Raw genomic sequence first — 13,147 nt, 5'->3', positions numbered from 1 at the left:
CGGTCGGGGCCGGTCAGCAGGTCGGGCTGGATGTGAGGAAGGTAGTCGGGGCCGTAGTAGTGCGCCACGTAGGCTCCCTTCGCGTCCTGCCCGTGCCGCTAGGCGCACGCCTTTCCGATACGGGCCGGTGTGTCGTTCATCACGGCGCTGAGCTGCGAGGCGTCCCCGGTGCCGACGGTCGTGGCCGCCGCGCGCAGCCGCTGCGACTCGGCCTGCAGCGCCTTCTTCAGCGCCCCGTCGTCGGCCTCCTTCGCCAGCGCGTCGAGGCGGGTCGCGAGCCGCTGCGTCGCCTGGCCCCACTGCGCCGGCTCCGCCGCCGGCACGCTCCTGACCTGGGTGATGTACTGCTGGAACGCCTTCTTGGTGTCGGTGCAGACCTGGCCGGAGTTGCCCCCCAGCGCCCCGCACGCGCCCAGCAGGCCGGACACGCCGAGCATCACCACGCCCCCGGCAAGCGCCCGAACCACCCGGTACCGCATCGCACCCTCCCCTTGATCTTCCACAGGCTCCGCATATACTTCCGCACTAGGTCATGAGCGCCAGCGCCAAGCCCCGGCTCGCTGGCCGGCAACCCTTCGTCCGCGATGGGGTGCCCCGGGTGAGGACCTGGCCGGACGCGGCACCGCGTTCCGGCAAGCGCGGATCCCGCAGGCACGTCCCCGGGGTCCCTGACCCCGGAAGGAACCGGCATGCCCGCCACGCTCACCTCCGCACCGTCCCTCGCCCCGCTCACGCCTGCTGAGACGTCGGGCACCGCACGGGAAGTTCGCGCCTTCCCGCGCGTCGTCGGCGCGGACGCGCCCGTCCCGCTGAACGACGGCCGCCACGTCCCCTACGCCAACCTCGACTACGCCGCCAGCGCGCCTTGTCTGGAGGCGGTGCACGAGGCCGTCACCCGTGCGCTGCCCTACTACAGCAGCGTGCACCGCGGCGCCGGCTACGCCTCGCAGGTCACGACGGAGGCGTACGAGAGCGCGCGCGAGACCGTCCGCGAGTTCCTCGGCGCGTGGCGCCGCGCCGCCGTCGTGTTCACCCGCAACACCACCGACGCGATGAACCTGCTCGCGCACGCCGTCCCGTCCGGGACGAGCGTCGTCGTGTTCGACTCCGAGCACCACGCGTCGCTGCTGCCATGGAAGCGGCCCGTGCGGCTTCCCGTCCCCGCCACGCCCGCCGAGGCGATCGGCGCCGCCGACCGCGCGCTCGCCGCGACCCCGGTCGGCGCGCGGCTGCTCGTCGTCACCGCCGCGTCCAACGTCACCGGCGAGCTGTGGCCGATCCGCGAGCTGGCGCAGGTCGCCCGCCGGCACGGCGCCCGCATCGCGGTGGACGCCGCGCAGCTCGTCCCGCACCGCCCGCTCGACATGACCGCGCTCGGCCTGGACTACGTCGCGTTCTCCGGCCACAAGCTGTACGCGCCGTTCGGCGCGGGCGTGCTCGCCGGGCGCGCCGACTGGCTGCGCGCCGCCGACCCGTACCTCAAGGGCGGCGGCGCCAGCGCGTCCGTCGCCGACACGGTCCGGTGGGCGCCGGCGGCGGAGCAGCGGCACGAGGCCGGCACCCCGAACGTCCTCGGCGTCATCGCGCTCGCCGCGGCCTGCGAGGCCCTCACCGCCGCCGGCTGGGACGCGCTCGCCGCCCGCGAGGAGCGGCTCCTCGCCCGGCTGCGCGCCGGGCTCGCCGCGCTCCCCCACGTCCGCGAGCTCACCCTGTGGGGCGACCGGTCGCCGCGCGTGGGAATCGTGTCTTTCACCGTGACCGGCTGGAACGCGCGCGACGTGGCGCTTACGCTGTCCGGTGAGCACGGCATCGGCGTGCGGGACGGCAAGTTCTGCGCGCATCCGCTCGTCCGGCACCTGCTGGGCGGGGACGACTCCGCCGGCTGCGGCGGCGAGGGGGCGGCCGTCCGCGCGAGCATCGGGATCGGGACCACCGAGGAGCACATCGACCGGCTGTGCACCGCGCTGGCGCGACTGGCACCGCGCTGACCTGCGGACTCACCGGCGAGCACAGACGTTTATGGCCTTTGGTCCTGTTCGCCCCTGTAGCGTAGGCAGTCGCGCTACTTCCCGCCGGATCTCCCACCGGGACCCGGCGGGTCGGGGATGAGCACGGACGAAACAGGGGGTGGCGGCGGTGGCCGACGCGTGGCGACCCACGTCGGACTTGGAACGCCGACTGGAGGAGAGCGTACGGGCCGGAGACCAGGAGGGCTACTTCCGCATCCTCGCGGGCAGCGAGCTCGTGGTGCCCGTCCCGGACGACGCCGTCGACGGGGTGCTCGCCGGGCGGTCGGGGCCCGCCTGGCCGACCCGCGAGGAGGACGGCCGCGTCCACGTCCTCGCCTACACCTCCGCCGCCGCGATGCGCGCCTGCCTCGGCCCGTCCTGGCGGCACTTCATGACGCTGCGCTTCGGCGACCTCGCCGAGACCTGGCCCGACGCCCGCTGGTGGCTGGCCGTCGACGCGCCCGGCCACCCGGGCGGCGTCCCGCTGCCGATCGAGGCGCGGATGCCCGCCTGGTTCGTCCGGCAGGTCGCCGACGGCGACGGCCGCCCGCCGCAGGTCGGCCGCCCCGACCTCGCGTCCGCCGCCGCCCCGGCACCCGCACCCGCATCCACGCCCGCCCCGGCGGCACCGCCGGCGCCGGAGCCGCCCGCCCCCGTGGCGGAGCCCGCACCGGAACCGGCTCCCGAACCCGCTCCCGAGCCCGCGGCGCCACCCGCTCCGGCTCAGGCCGCAGCGCCGCCGGCCCCGTCGCCACCGGCCCCGTCATCGCCGCCGTCGGACGAGTCGCCGTGGGAGGAGCTGCAGGGCCAGCACCGCGAACTGCCCCGCGAGGCGCCCCGCGAACCGTCCCGGCCCGAGTTCCACCCCGCCAATGACGTCGAACGCGAGCTGCTGCGCGCCGCCGCGAACAACGACCACGACCTGTTCCTGCAGACGATGGCGGACACCGAGATCCTGCTGCCCGTCCCGGACGACACCGACTACACGCTCCGCCCCGGCCGCCCCGGCTTCCCGTGGCGGACCCGCGAGGTCGACGGCAACACCGTCGTCCCCGTCTTCACCTCCCCCGAGCGCCTCATCGAGGCCGCCCACGCCGCCGGGACCGGCACCGAGTACATCAAGCTGCCGTTCACCGTCGCGCTGCGCTACTGGCCCGACCACGGCTGGCTCCTCGCCATCAACTCCGGCTCCCCCGCCGGCGGCACCGTCATGGCCGCCCAGCTCCCCGGCCTCGCCACCTGGGCCGACCAGCGCGCCGCCGCCCGGATGACCGACCGGTTCGAGCCGCAGAACGACATCGAGCAGCGCCTCTTCGACGCCGCCCGCCGCCGCGACACCGACACCTTCTTCAAGGTGCTCCTCGGCGCGCAGGTCCTCGTCCCCGCCGACCCCGACACCCCGTGGGGCATCGCGCCCGACGACCCGGCGTTCCCGTGGCGGCCCGTCACCGTCCACGGCCGCACGTCCGTGCAGCTGTTCACGTCCCTCAAGTGGATGAACGAGGCGATCGGCTCGTCCCGCTTCGTGATGCCGAGCCTGCTGGACGTCGTGTCCGCCTGGCCCGACCCCGAGTGGACGCTCGTCCTCAACCCCGGCACCCCGATCGACGCCACGATGCCCGGCGAGCAGGTCCGCGCGCTCAGCGGGCCGCCGCGCACCGCGCCCGAGAAGGCCGCCACCCCGCCGTCGGCCGCGACTCCTCCTCCGCCGGAGAACCCCGCCGTTCCCGTCGCACCGGCCGTCCCGTCCACGGACACGTCCCCGGTGCCCGACGGCGCGCCGAACGAACCGGCTTCCACGGGCACCGGCACCGGCCCGCAGCAGCGGCCCGGCTACGTCCCGTCCGACCCCGGCGCGGCGGCGATCCCGACCGCCGAGGCGGCCCAGCCGTCCGGTAGCCACGCCGCCCCGAGCGCGCCTGCCGAGCCCGAGCAGCCCGCCTTTCCCGCCGCCGACCCCGCCGTCCCCGGGCCGCCGGACCAGGCCCCGGCGGCACCTTCGGTCACGACCGGCGGTCACCCGACCGCCGTCCCGCCCCTGCCGACGGAGCAGCCCGCCTTCGGCGCTCCAGAGCCCGCCCCGGGAGCCGACCCGCGCCACGACACGGGCCCGCAACCGCAGGTCAGCGCACCGAAGCACGAGTCCCCGGTGCCCTCCACCACCTCCGGCGGATACCCCACCACCGGCCCCACACCGCCGACGGAATCGCCGGGCTTCAACGCGCCGGACCCCGCACCCGCACCGGGAGACGACCCGCGCCACACCGGCCCGCAACCCCAGGTCAGCGCGCCGAACCACGAGCCCCCGGTGCCCTCGGCCACCTCCGGTGGATACCCGACCGTCGGCCCGACGCCGCCGACCGAACAGCCCAGCTTCAACGCACCGGACCTCGCACCCGCGCCGGCAGACGACCCGCGCCACACCGGGCCACAACCGCAGGTCAGCGCACCCGAGCCCACAGCACCCTCCACCACCTCCGGCGGATACCCGACCACCGGCCCCACATCGCCGACCGAACAGCCCGGCTTCAACGCGCCGGGAGACGGCCCGCACCAGACCGGTCCCCAGCCCCAGGTCAGCGCACCGGACCACGAGCCGACGGCACCGTCCACCACCTCCGGCGGGCACCCCACGGTCGTGCCGCCGCAACCGGCGGAGCAGGCCGGCTTCAACGCCACGGGCCCGCAACCGCAGGTCGGCGTTCCGGGCGCCGGTGAACCGGCGGCGCCGCCGGTTCCGCCCGGTGGGAGAGAAGAGGCGCCCGCTTACGGGCCGCAGCCGCCGGCCGCAGGGCCGTCCTACGGCGCGTACAACACGGCCCTGCCCGGAGACACCGGCCCGCAGCACCTCCCCGCCACGGAAGCACCGGCAGAGCCCGAGCCGTCAGTGCGGGACGCGGCGGGCGGTAACGCGCCCGAAGCGCCCGGTGCCAACGCGTCCACCGTGACCGGCGGCCACGCGATCGTCGGCCTGGGTCCGGCGAGCGACTCGCCCGCCCCGGAGCCGCCCGCCGCGACGGAACCGCCGGGCGACCCGCAGGCGCCGGAGCGGCGGCTGCGGCCGGTCGGCGCCCCCGAGGCCGAGTTCGAGCCCGGCAACCGCATCGACCAGGAGCTTTACGAGGCTGCGCTCGGCGGCGACTCCGACGCGTTCCTCCGCGTCCTGCTGAACGCGAACGTCCTCGTGCCCATCCCGGCGGACGCCCCGCTCGAAGTGACGCCGGTGCAGCGCGAGTTCCGGTGGGACGCGGCGCTGCGCGACGGCACCGCCGTCCGGGTGTTCACCTCCCTCGTCCGGCTGCGGGAGGTCCTGCCGGAGTCCCGGTTCGTCTACGCCGACTTCCGTGAGCTGATCGGCGCGTGGCCGCGCGACGACTGGGCGCTGCTGCTCAACCCGGGCACGCGGATCGGTGCGTCCCTGCGCGGCGACCAGGTGCGGGCGCTGAGCGAGTGGGCCCTGCGCGTCGGCCTCGTCCAGGCGCGCCCGGCCGCACCGCCCGCGCCGCGGGAACCCGCCGCGGACATGACCGTGCAGGACGTCGTCACGGCGGCCCCGGCGCGGACCGAGGACCTCGACGACCGCGTGTCCCAGCCGACGATCATGCAGAAGGTCGTCCCGCACGGGCACGTCGGCTGGTACCTGGAGCAGGGCTACGACCGCGTCGGCGGGTTCGTCCACCCGACGGGGGACGTCGCGGAACTCCAGACGCCCGTCCAGCTGTACGAGGCGCTGGGGCTCCTCTACGAGGACACGCCGTTCTCGCCCGCGGACGAGGGCGTGTACGTCATCCGGTGGCCCGCGTACTGCCCCGACCTGTACCGGATCCCGTTCGGCGGGCGCGACGCGGAGGAGATGGCCTCCTGGGGCGACGCGGGCTGGGTGATCGAGCGGCCCCCGTTCGTCGGCGGCGGGTTCGCGCCCGGCAGCGCGGGCTCCATCCGCGAGTACAAGGTGGACAGCGTCCGGCTCCCGTACGGCGCCGAGATGTACTACCTGGGCATGGATCGTTCGGAGAGGTTCGTCGCGATGTACGACCCCGACCGGCTCGCGTGGCTGCGGCCCGACGCGTCCACCGGTTCCGACGGGCGCGACGGCCGGGCGGGAGCGGCGCAGTGATCAGGGACGGCTACGTGGCGCGCTGGCTCGGCCGCGACTTCGAGGCGGCGCCGGGCGCCGACGGCGAGGTCCGGCTCTACACGCCGGGGCCGACGGACGGGTTCGAGGAGCTGCGCCCCGGCCGGTTCCGGCGGATCGTGCCGGCGTCGGAGGTCGAGGAGCTCCGGTACGTCCGGACGACGTGCCGGTGGCGCGGGGAGCGGTTCGTCATCGTCGGCGAGCACGAGACGTGGCTGCGCGTCGAATATGTCGGCGGCCGCGCCCCGGTGGCCGAGTCGCTCGGCCTCGAACGCATTGACCAGGGCGTTTGGCAGGCGTGGGCGCCCGCCACGGAGATAGAGGACGTCCGAGAGGAAGTCATGTGAACGTCCCCGGGGTTGCTTTGGCCCGTTCATCCGTGTTCGCATGAGTCCTGGGACGATCTCCCGGGTACAGCGGGCACAGGCGCTCAAAGGCGATGCGACGGAGGTGCTGGGGCGGTGTACTGCCGACCGGCGGTGAAACCGATCTTTGTTGGGCTCGGGGCGGCGGCCGTCCTCGCCGCCGGAGGCGCGTCCGCCTCCGCCGATGACACCACGTCGCCGGCTCCTCCCGACTCGGCCTCCGCATCACCCAGTCCGGCGCCGAAGCTCACGGTGGTGGCGTCGGTCGAGAGCCCGGCGAACGCGGGGACGAACGCCCTCGTCACGACGCGGGCGTCCACCACCACGGGCACCGCCGAGGCCGTCCATGTGGTCTCCGTGACCCTGAGCACGTCGAACAAGGCCGCGAAGGCGACGCTCACCGAAGGCTGCCGGCCGCCGGCGACGGTCGAGCTTTGCAACTTCCACACCGTGGGCACCGACCCGAAGACGGTCACGACCTCCGTCTTCGTCCCCAAGAGCCTGCCCAAGTCGATGATCGTCACCGTCACCGTCACCGTCGCGGGGACCGCCGACGGCAAGGACCTGACCGGCAGCGACGCCACGGCGGTCACCTACCGCCCGCTGAAGACGTCGGCGCCGCCGACCACGTCGAAGCCGACGAAGTCGCCGTCCAAGTCGCCTTCGCCGTCCAAGAGCGCGACGCCGTCGGCGTCGGCGTCCGGCGGCGGGCACGGCTCCTCGTCCGGCGGCGGCAGCGGCGGCGGATCGTCGGGCGGCACGAGCGGGACGACCGGGGGCAGCGGGACGACGTCCGGTGGCGGTTACGTGCCGCCGGAGCCGAACTCGTCGTTCCAGGCGAAGAACCCGCAGGTGGCGTTGCCGCCGATCGCGGCGCCGAGCCCGTCGATCGCGCCGAACACCGTGTCGGTGACGCCGGAGAGCCGGCTGCGCGGGAACAAGGCCCCCGTCGCGCAGGACCTCACCTTCGAGCGGGTCGCGAGCACGCAGGTCGCGTGGCTGGCGGCGCTGATGGTGGCGATCGCGGTGCTGCTCACGCAGCTGCGGCTCGGCAAGCGGCGCGCTCCCGCCGGCGCCGCCGCGGCCGCCATGCGCCGCGCGAAGGGCATGCACCGCCGGACCCGCCGCGGCATGTTCGGCAAGTGAGCGACGCAGCCATCCGGGCGAGCCATTGTCATGGCGCGCACCGCCGGCTTTAGCGTGCCGTTTTCAACCGCTCTTCCGTGTTTTGGCGGCATTGGCCTCGCCTGTTTCGGCGGCGCCCTGACCTGCCACGCGGTCCGCTGAGCGGCGCAGCAGGCCGGCACATCCCTTCAGCAGTTTCAGCAGCAGCAGGAAGATGGCGCCGCCCGCCCCGAAGTAGACGAGCGCGCACAGGACGGCCCATATGAACGAGGGCCGCGACGTCCCTTTCTTGACTATTTCGTAGGACGTTCCGGCCTTCCCGTGCTCTTCGCGGATCTCGAACGTGACCTTGCCGTGCACCGGCCGCCACGTCTTGAGCCGGGGCCGGTGGACGAACGAGGGCTCGTACGGAGCTCCGTCCTTTTCGAGCGCACATCCGTACTGCGCCCAGCCGGTGATGGCGTCCCGGTGGCAGGACGTCACCGTGGCGGTGTCCACGGTCAGGGTCTTGCCGCCGTTGCGGACGAACGACAACGGCGCGAGCAGGAACTCGATGGCCAGAAGGAAAGACGAGATCAGCAGGGTCGCGGTGGCCCAGCGAGGCGGACGTTCCAAGCGCAGAGCGAGGTCGCGGCGCTTCCTCGCCCGGCGGGATCGCTCGGTCTTTCGTCCCACAGAAGCAGCTCCTTGTGGCGGCGCGGCGAAGGACGATATCAGGAGCGGCCGGCTCCGCGGCAGGACCGCAGGTCACGTCATGCGCGGCCGAGGGCGTGGCAGGCGATGGCGGCGGCCGCGGTGACGTTGAGGGAGTCGACGCCGGCGGTGAGGGCGCCGGGGCTCATCGGGATGCAGACGCGCTCGTCGGCCTCGTCGAGCCAGTGGGACGTCAGGCCGTCGCCTTCGGACCCGAGGAGCAGGGCCGCGCGGTCGCCCAGCGGGGCCTTGTCCAGCGGGGTGGCGGCCTGGTCGGGGGTCAGGGCCAGGAGCGTGAAGCCGGCGGCGCGCAGTTCGCCCAGGTCGTCGTGCCAGTTGCCCATCCGGGCGTAGGGGATCGCGAAGACCGCGCCCATGGACACCTTCACCGCGCGCCGGTAGAGCGGGTCGGCGCAGCGGGGCGACAGGACGATCGCGTCGATGCCGAGGGCGGCGGCGCACCTGAAGATCGAGCCGACGTTCGCGTGGTCGACGAGGTCCTCGAGGACGAGGATGCGGCGGGCGTCCTTCACGACGGCGCCGAGAGGCGGGAGCGGGAGGCGTTCGAGGGAGGCGAGGGCGCCGCGGTGGACGGGGAAGCCGGTGACGCCTTCGAGGGTGGCGTCGTCGGCCACGTAGACCGGTGCGTCGACGCTGTCAAGGACGTCCGCGAGGGGGCCGGTCCAGCGGCCCGCCATCAGCAGGGAGCGGACGGGGTGGCCGGCGGCGATCGCGCGGCGGATCACCTTCTCCCCTTCGGCGAGGAAGAGTCCGTGCTCGGCCTCGAGGCTTTTGCGCAGGTTGACGTCCCGGAGCCGGGTGTAGTCGGCCAGCCGCGGGTCGTCCGGGGAGGTGACGGTGACGAAGCTGGCCATGCCTCGATTGTGCCGGAGGGAGCGCGGTGCCCGGTCCGCGGCAAGGGGGCGGGGCGGCCGGTTCCGGCCGGTTCCGGCCGCGCGCGACGCTTCCGGTTTGCGGCAGGATCACGCTCGGTCCCGGCGTCCGCGCGGGCCCGGTCCACCCATGATCGCGGCCCCGGCGCCGCCCCGTGCCGCCCCGAACGCGGGGCGTGACGGTGGGGAGGCAATGCCAGGATCGTCCGGACATACGCTGATGACCTGCGTCATCATCGATTTTGAGTTCTTTGTAACCTCTAGTTCGTACTACTACAGTGCCGTGGAACATCGGCGGGTTTCTGGTGAATCGAGGGCAGCCATGAGCGGACGTCATCGCAATGACTTCCCTGAGGGGGACGGGGGCGGTCACGACCCGTCCACGCCCGTGTTCGGACCCGCGAACGACGGGTCCTCCGACTGGTTCGGCACCAGGGACTCCCAGAGCCGCCCGCTGACCCAGGAGCCGCAGGCCGGGCCGCCGGGCGCGCCCGCGGCCCCGCCCCCCGCCCCGCCGCAGGCGTCAGGCCCGGGCGAGACGCCCGAATGGTTCACGCCGCGCCGCTCGGCCGAGGAGCCGGTCTACGGCGCCGGCGGCTTCACCGGCGCGTCCGACGCCGGCGGGTACGGGCTCGGGCGGTCCGGCGGGTACGGCGCCGAACGGCAGGACCCGATGGCGGCGCCCCCGCCGCAGGAGCCGCCGCCCGGCCGGTCCTCGTCCCCGCTGGCCGGGACGGGCTACAGCGAGTACGACGCGATCCGCAGCTCGGACGAGACCCCGGCCGGGTTCTTCGGCGGCGGGTCCGCGGGGTCGGGCGGCTCCGGCGGCTACGGCGGCGGATCGGGCGGCGGCGGCGGGTCCGGCGGCTATGGCGGCGGCACCGGCGGCTACGAGTACGGCAAGCGCAAGCGGAAGCGGAGCAAGGCCGCGCTGATCGGGCCGATGGCCGGTGCGGTGGGCCTGGCGCTGCTGCTCGGCGTCGGCGTGTACGCGTTCGCCGAGAGCGGCGGCGGCTGCTCCGGCGACGACGCGCTGAGCCTGTCGGTCGCGGCGGCGCCCGACATCCAGCCGGTGGTCGTGAAGGCGGCGGGCCGGTTCAACGACGCCAAGCACAAGGTCGGCGGCAAGTGCGTACGGGCCGACGTGAAGAAGGCCGACCCGGCGTCGGTGGCGACGCTGCTGTCCGGGCAGGGCGTCGCGAACTCGGCGAACGAGCGGCCGGACGTGTGGATCCCCGACTCCTCGCTGTGGACGGCGCTCGCCCGCGGCGAGGGCGGCGACAAGAACCTGGAGTCGGCGAAGACCTCGCTCGCGAGCAGCCCGATCGTGGTGGGCCTGCCGAAGTCGCTGGCCGTCCAGCTGAAGAAGCAGGGCGTCACGGCCAGCCCGTCCTGGGACAACCTGCTGAAGGCCGCGGGCGGTGTCGCGGGCGGCGCGGTGACCAAGAACCAGATGATCCCGGCCGGCTCGGTCCGGATGGTGGTCCCGGACCCGACCAAGAACGCCGCCGGCATGGGGTCGTTGATGATCACCAGCATGCTGCTGGCGAACGACCCCAACAGGGACTCCATCTTCACCGGCATCGTCAGGACCGTCCGGGAGAACCTCGTTCCGTCAACCACGGAGGAGTTCGCCCACTTCAGCAAGGACCGCACCGGCAAGCAGCCGATCTCCCTGTCGTCGGAGCAGGCGCTGTGGAGCTACAACCAGACCAAGCCGGCCCAGCCCGCGGTGGCGCTGTACCCGACCGAGGGCACGCTGTCGATGGACTACCCGTACACCGTCACCGCGCAGGGCGGCGATGAGCAGAAGGCCGCGCAGCTGCTCGAGAAGGCGATGACCACCGACGCGACCCGCAACGACCTGCGGCAACTCGGGTTCCGGACGTCCGACGGCAAGGCGCCCACCGGCTTCGGCGCGGCGACCGGGGTCAGCCCCGCGCGCCCGCGGCAGCTCCCGTCGCCGAAGAGCGGCGACGTCGCGCAGGTCATGCAGGCGTGGTCGAAGCTGACGCTCGGGCTGCGGATGCTCACGCTGATCGACGTGTCCGGCTCGATGGCCGAGCAGGTCGCCCCGCACACCAACCGGCTGCAGGCGATCGCGCAGGTGTCGCAGGGCGGCCTGGCGATGATGTCGAACGACACCGAGCTCGGCCAGTGGCTGTTCTCCACGAACATGAACGGCAAGACGCCGTACAAGCAGACGGTGCCGATCGGCGCGCTCGGCGACCGCATCGGGTCCACCACGCGGCGCGGGCTGGTGCTGTCCTGGCTCAACCAGATGAAGCCGAAGCCGACCGGCGACACCGGGCTCTACCGGACGATGCTGGACGCCTACAAGCTGATGAACAAGACCTACAAGCCGGAGTTCGGCAACTCGATCCTGCTGCTCACCGACGGCCAGAACGACGACCCGGACGGGCCGACGCTCGACCAGACCCTGGCGGAGCTGAGGCGGCTGAAGGACCCGAACAAGCCGATCCAGGTCAACATGATCGGCTTCGGCAAGGGCGTCGACCGCGGCGAGCTGGAGAAGATCGCCGCGGCGACCAACGGGAACGTCCAGGTCGCGATGACGCCGCAGGAGATCTCCAAGATCTTCCTGAAGATGCTGTCGCGGCGCATCACGTCGTAGCGCTCCGACCGCGCCCGGTAGTTCCGTGATTTTCTTGGATTCGGCGTCAACCGGGCGCGGGGGTCGATCGTCATTTCATGTGGAGGCCCGACGGGGAGCGGGGCCGTCGGGCCTCCGACCTCTTCTCCTCCCCGGCCCGCGACGGGGAGCCGCCCGGAGCGCGGGCCGGGAGAGCGAACCGCTCCCCTGACTTCCCTGAGTCCGTCCGCGACGCCGCGGACGAGGACCGCCCCAGAGGCAGCACCCTGATCCCGCGGGAGGACCCTGTGTCCGGTTGGCCCACCCTCGACCGCGCGGACGACGAACGTCTCGCGCGGGAGCTGGCGGCCGGCGATCCCGGCGCCCTCATCCAGGTCATGGATCGCTACGCGGCCCGCCTGTACGACTACTGCCACGCGCTGCTGCGCGACCAGGAGCCCGCGGCGAGCGCCCTCCACGACGCCCTCGTCGCCGCGTACGCGCAGGTGCCGGTGCTGCGCGAGCCCGAAAGGTTCCGCGGCTGGCTGTACGCGCTCGCCCGCAACGAGTGCATGCGGCGGCTGCGCGACCCCGACCGCCCCACCGAACGCCACGAGGCGCCCGAGGTCGGGGACGGCTTCCTGGACGGCGAGGAGCTCACCCGGCGGCTGGAGGCGCGGCGGCTGGTGCACGGCGCGCTGGCGGGGCTGCGCGGCCGCGAGCGGGAGGCCCTCGACCTCATGCTGCGGCACGGCCTGGACGCGGCGGACATCGGCGCCGTCCTCGGCCTGGACGCGCAGGAGGCCACCGACCTGACCGGCACCGCCCTGGCCCGCCTCGACGACGCGCTCGCCGCCGCGCACATCGCGCACTCCGGGCGCGACGACTGCCCCGCGGTCGCCGACCTCGCCCCCGACGGCGACTGGCCGCTGCCGCCGCCCGCCGTCCGCCGGCTCGTCCACCACATCCAGGGGTGCCCGGTCTGCTCCGAGCGGCGCGAGCGGAACGTGTCGGCGGCGCGGCTGCTGAACGTCCTGCCGGTCGCGATGATGCCGACCGACCTGCGCGGGCACGTCATGGCGACCGCGACGGACGCGGCGCTCGCCGCCGACATGGCGGCCATCGCGCACCGCGCCGGGCCGTTCGACGCGTGGGGCTGGCCCGAGCACCCCGGGGAGGCGCACGCGGAGCAGCGGCGCCGCGGCGCGCCGCGCGCCCTGTCTATCACTACCGCAGTAACTAAAGAATTTTGTAAAAAGTGGAACTCATATAAACCATTTATAAAATTTTCTATCATTTAATTCCTAATCTCCTATAAAAATATTATCACCGTA

At 73.7% G+C, this 13,147-nt stretch carries 9 protein-coding genes and 1 riboswitch; of the genes, 6 read left to right on the top strand and 3 right to left on the bottom strand.

Features of this window, described 5'->3' with window-relative positions; genetic code table 11:
- Positions 1 to 98: 98 nt before the first annotated feature.
- A complete protein-coding gene (locus ABZ914_RS33580; protein WP_500198189.1) occupies positions 99 to 479 on the bottom strand; it encodes a DUF8711 family protein in 381 nt (126 codons plus the stop codon).
- A 49-nt stretch (positions 480 to 528) separates the two neighbouring features.
- Positions 529 to 645: riboswitch (SAM riboswitch) on the top strand.
- Positions 646 to 689: 44 nt separating this feature from the next.
- Between ABZ914_RS33580 and ABZ914_RS33575 the strand changes: the two genes are divergently transcribed.
- From ABZ914_RS33575 to ABZ914_RS33560, 4 genes are all read left to right on the top strand, one after another.
- Positions 690 to 1,988 carry an aminotransferase class V-fold PLP-dependent enzyme gene (locus ABZ914_RS33575; RefSeq protein WP_500198187.1) on the top strand — a complete coding sequence of 433 codons (1,299 nt, stop codon included), beginning with the start codon at positions 690 to 692 and terminating at the stop codon, positions 1,986 to 1,988.
- A gap of 178 nt (positions 1,989 to 2,166) precedes the next feature.
- Positions 2,167 to 6,126, top strand: coding sequence for an SseB family protein (locus ABZ914_RS33570; RefSeq protein WP_500198186.1), 3,960 nt, complete (start codon positions 2,167 to 2,169; stop codon positions 6,124 to 6,126).
- Positions 6,123 to 6,491 (top strand): UCP033725 family protein, encoded by a 369-nt coding sequence (locus ABZ914_RS33565; RefSeq protein WP_190866548.1) that lies wholly within the window; start codon positions 6,123 to 6,125, stop codon positions 6,489 to 6,491. Before ABZ914_RS33570 ends, ABZ914_RS33565 begins: the two co-directional genes overlap by 4 nt.
- A gap of 273 nt (positions 6,492 to 6,764) precedes the next feature.
- A complete protein-coding gene (locus ABZ914_RS33560; RefSeq protein ID WP_500198185.1) occupies positions 6,765 to 7,655 on the top strand; it encodes a hypothetical protein in 891 nt (296 codons plus the stop codon).
- Between the two features lie 63 nt (positions 7,656 to 7,718).
- Here ABZ914_RS33560 and ABZ914_RS33555 read toward each other — a convergent pair whose 3' ends face one another.
- Complete coding sequence (locus ABZ914_RS33555) at positions 7,719 to 8,309, bottom strand: hypothetical protein (RefSeq protein WP_500198183.1); 591 nt, start codon at positions 8,307 to 8,309, stop codon at positions 7,719 to 7,721.
- Positions 8,310 to 8,386: 77 nt separating this feature from the next.
- Positions 8,387 to 9,202 carry a TrmH family RNA methyltransferase gene (locus tag ABZ914_RS33550; protein WP_500198182.1) on the bottom strand — a complete coding sequence of 272 codons (816 nt, stop codon included), beginning with the start codon at positions 9,200 to 9,202 and terminating at the stop codon, positions 8,387 to 8,389.
- A 340-nt stretch (positions 9,203 to 9,542) separates the two neighbouring features.
- Here ABZ914_RS33550 and ABZ914_RS33545 point away from each other — a divergent pair, with 340 nt between their 5' ends.
- Complete coding sequence (locus ABZ914_RS33545; RefSeq protein ID WP_500198180.1) at positions 9,543 to 11,855, top strand: substrate-binding domain-containing protein; 2,313 nt, start codon at positions 9,543 to 9,545, stop codon at positions 11,853 to 11,855.
- A gap of 266 nt (positions 11,856 to 12,121) precedes the next feature.
- On the top strand, positions 12,122 to 13,114 hold the full coding sequence (locus tag ABZ914_RS33540; RefSeq protein WP_500198179.1) for an RNA polymerase sigma factor: 993 nt from the start codon (positions 12,122 to 12,124) through the stop codon (positions 13,112 to 13,114).
- Positions 13,115 to 13,147: the final 33 nt, after the last annotated feature.

This window comes from Spirillospora sp. NPDC046719 (assembly GCF_040645715.1).
Taxonomy (GTDB): domain Bacteria; phylum Actinomycetota; class Actinomycetes; order Streptosporangiales; family Streptosporangiaceae; genus Spirillospora.
Note: the sequence above shows the minus strand (reverse complement) of the source record. Positions and strands in the feature narration are given on the sequence as shown.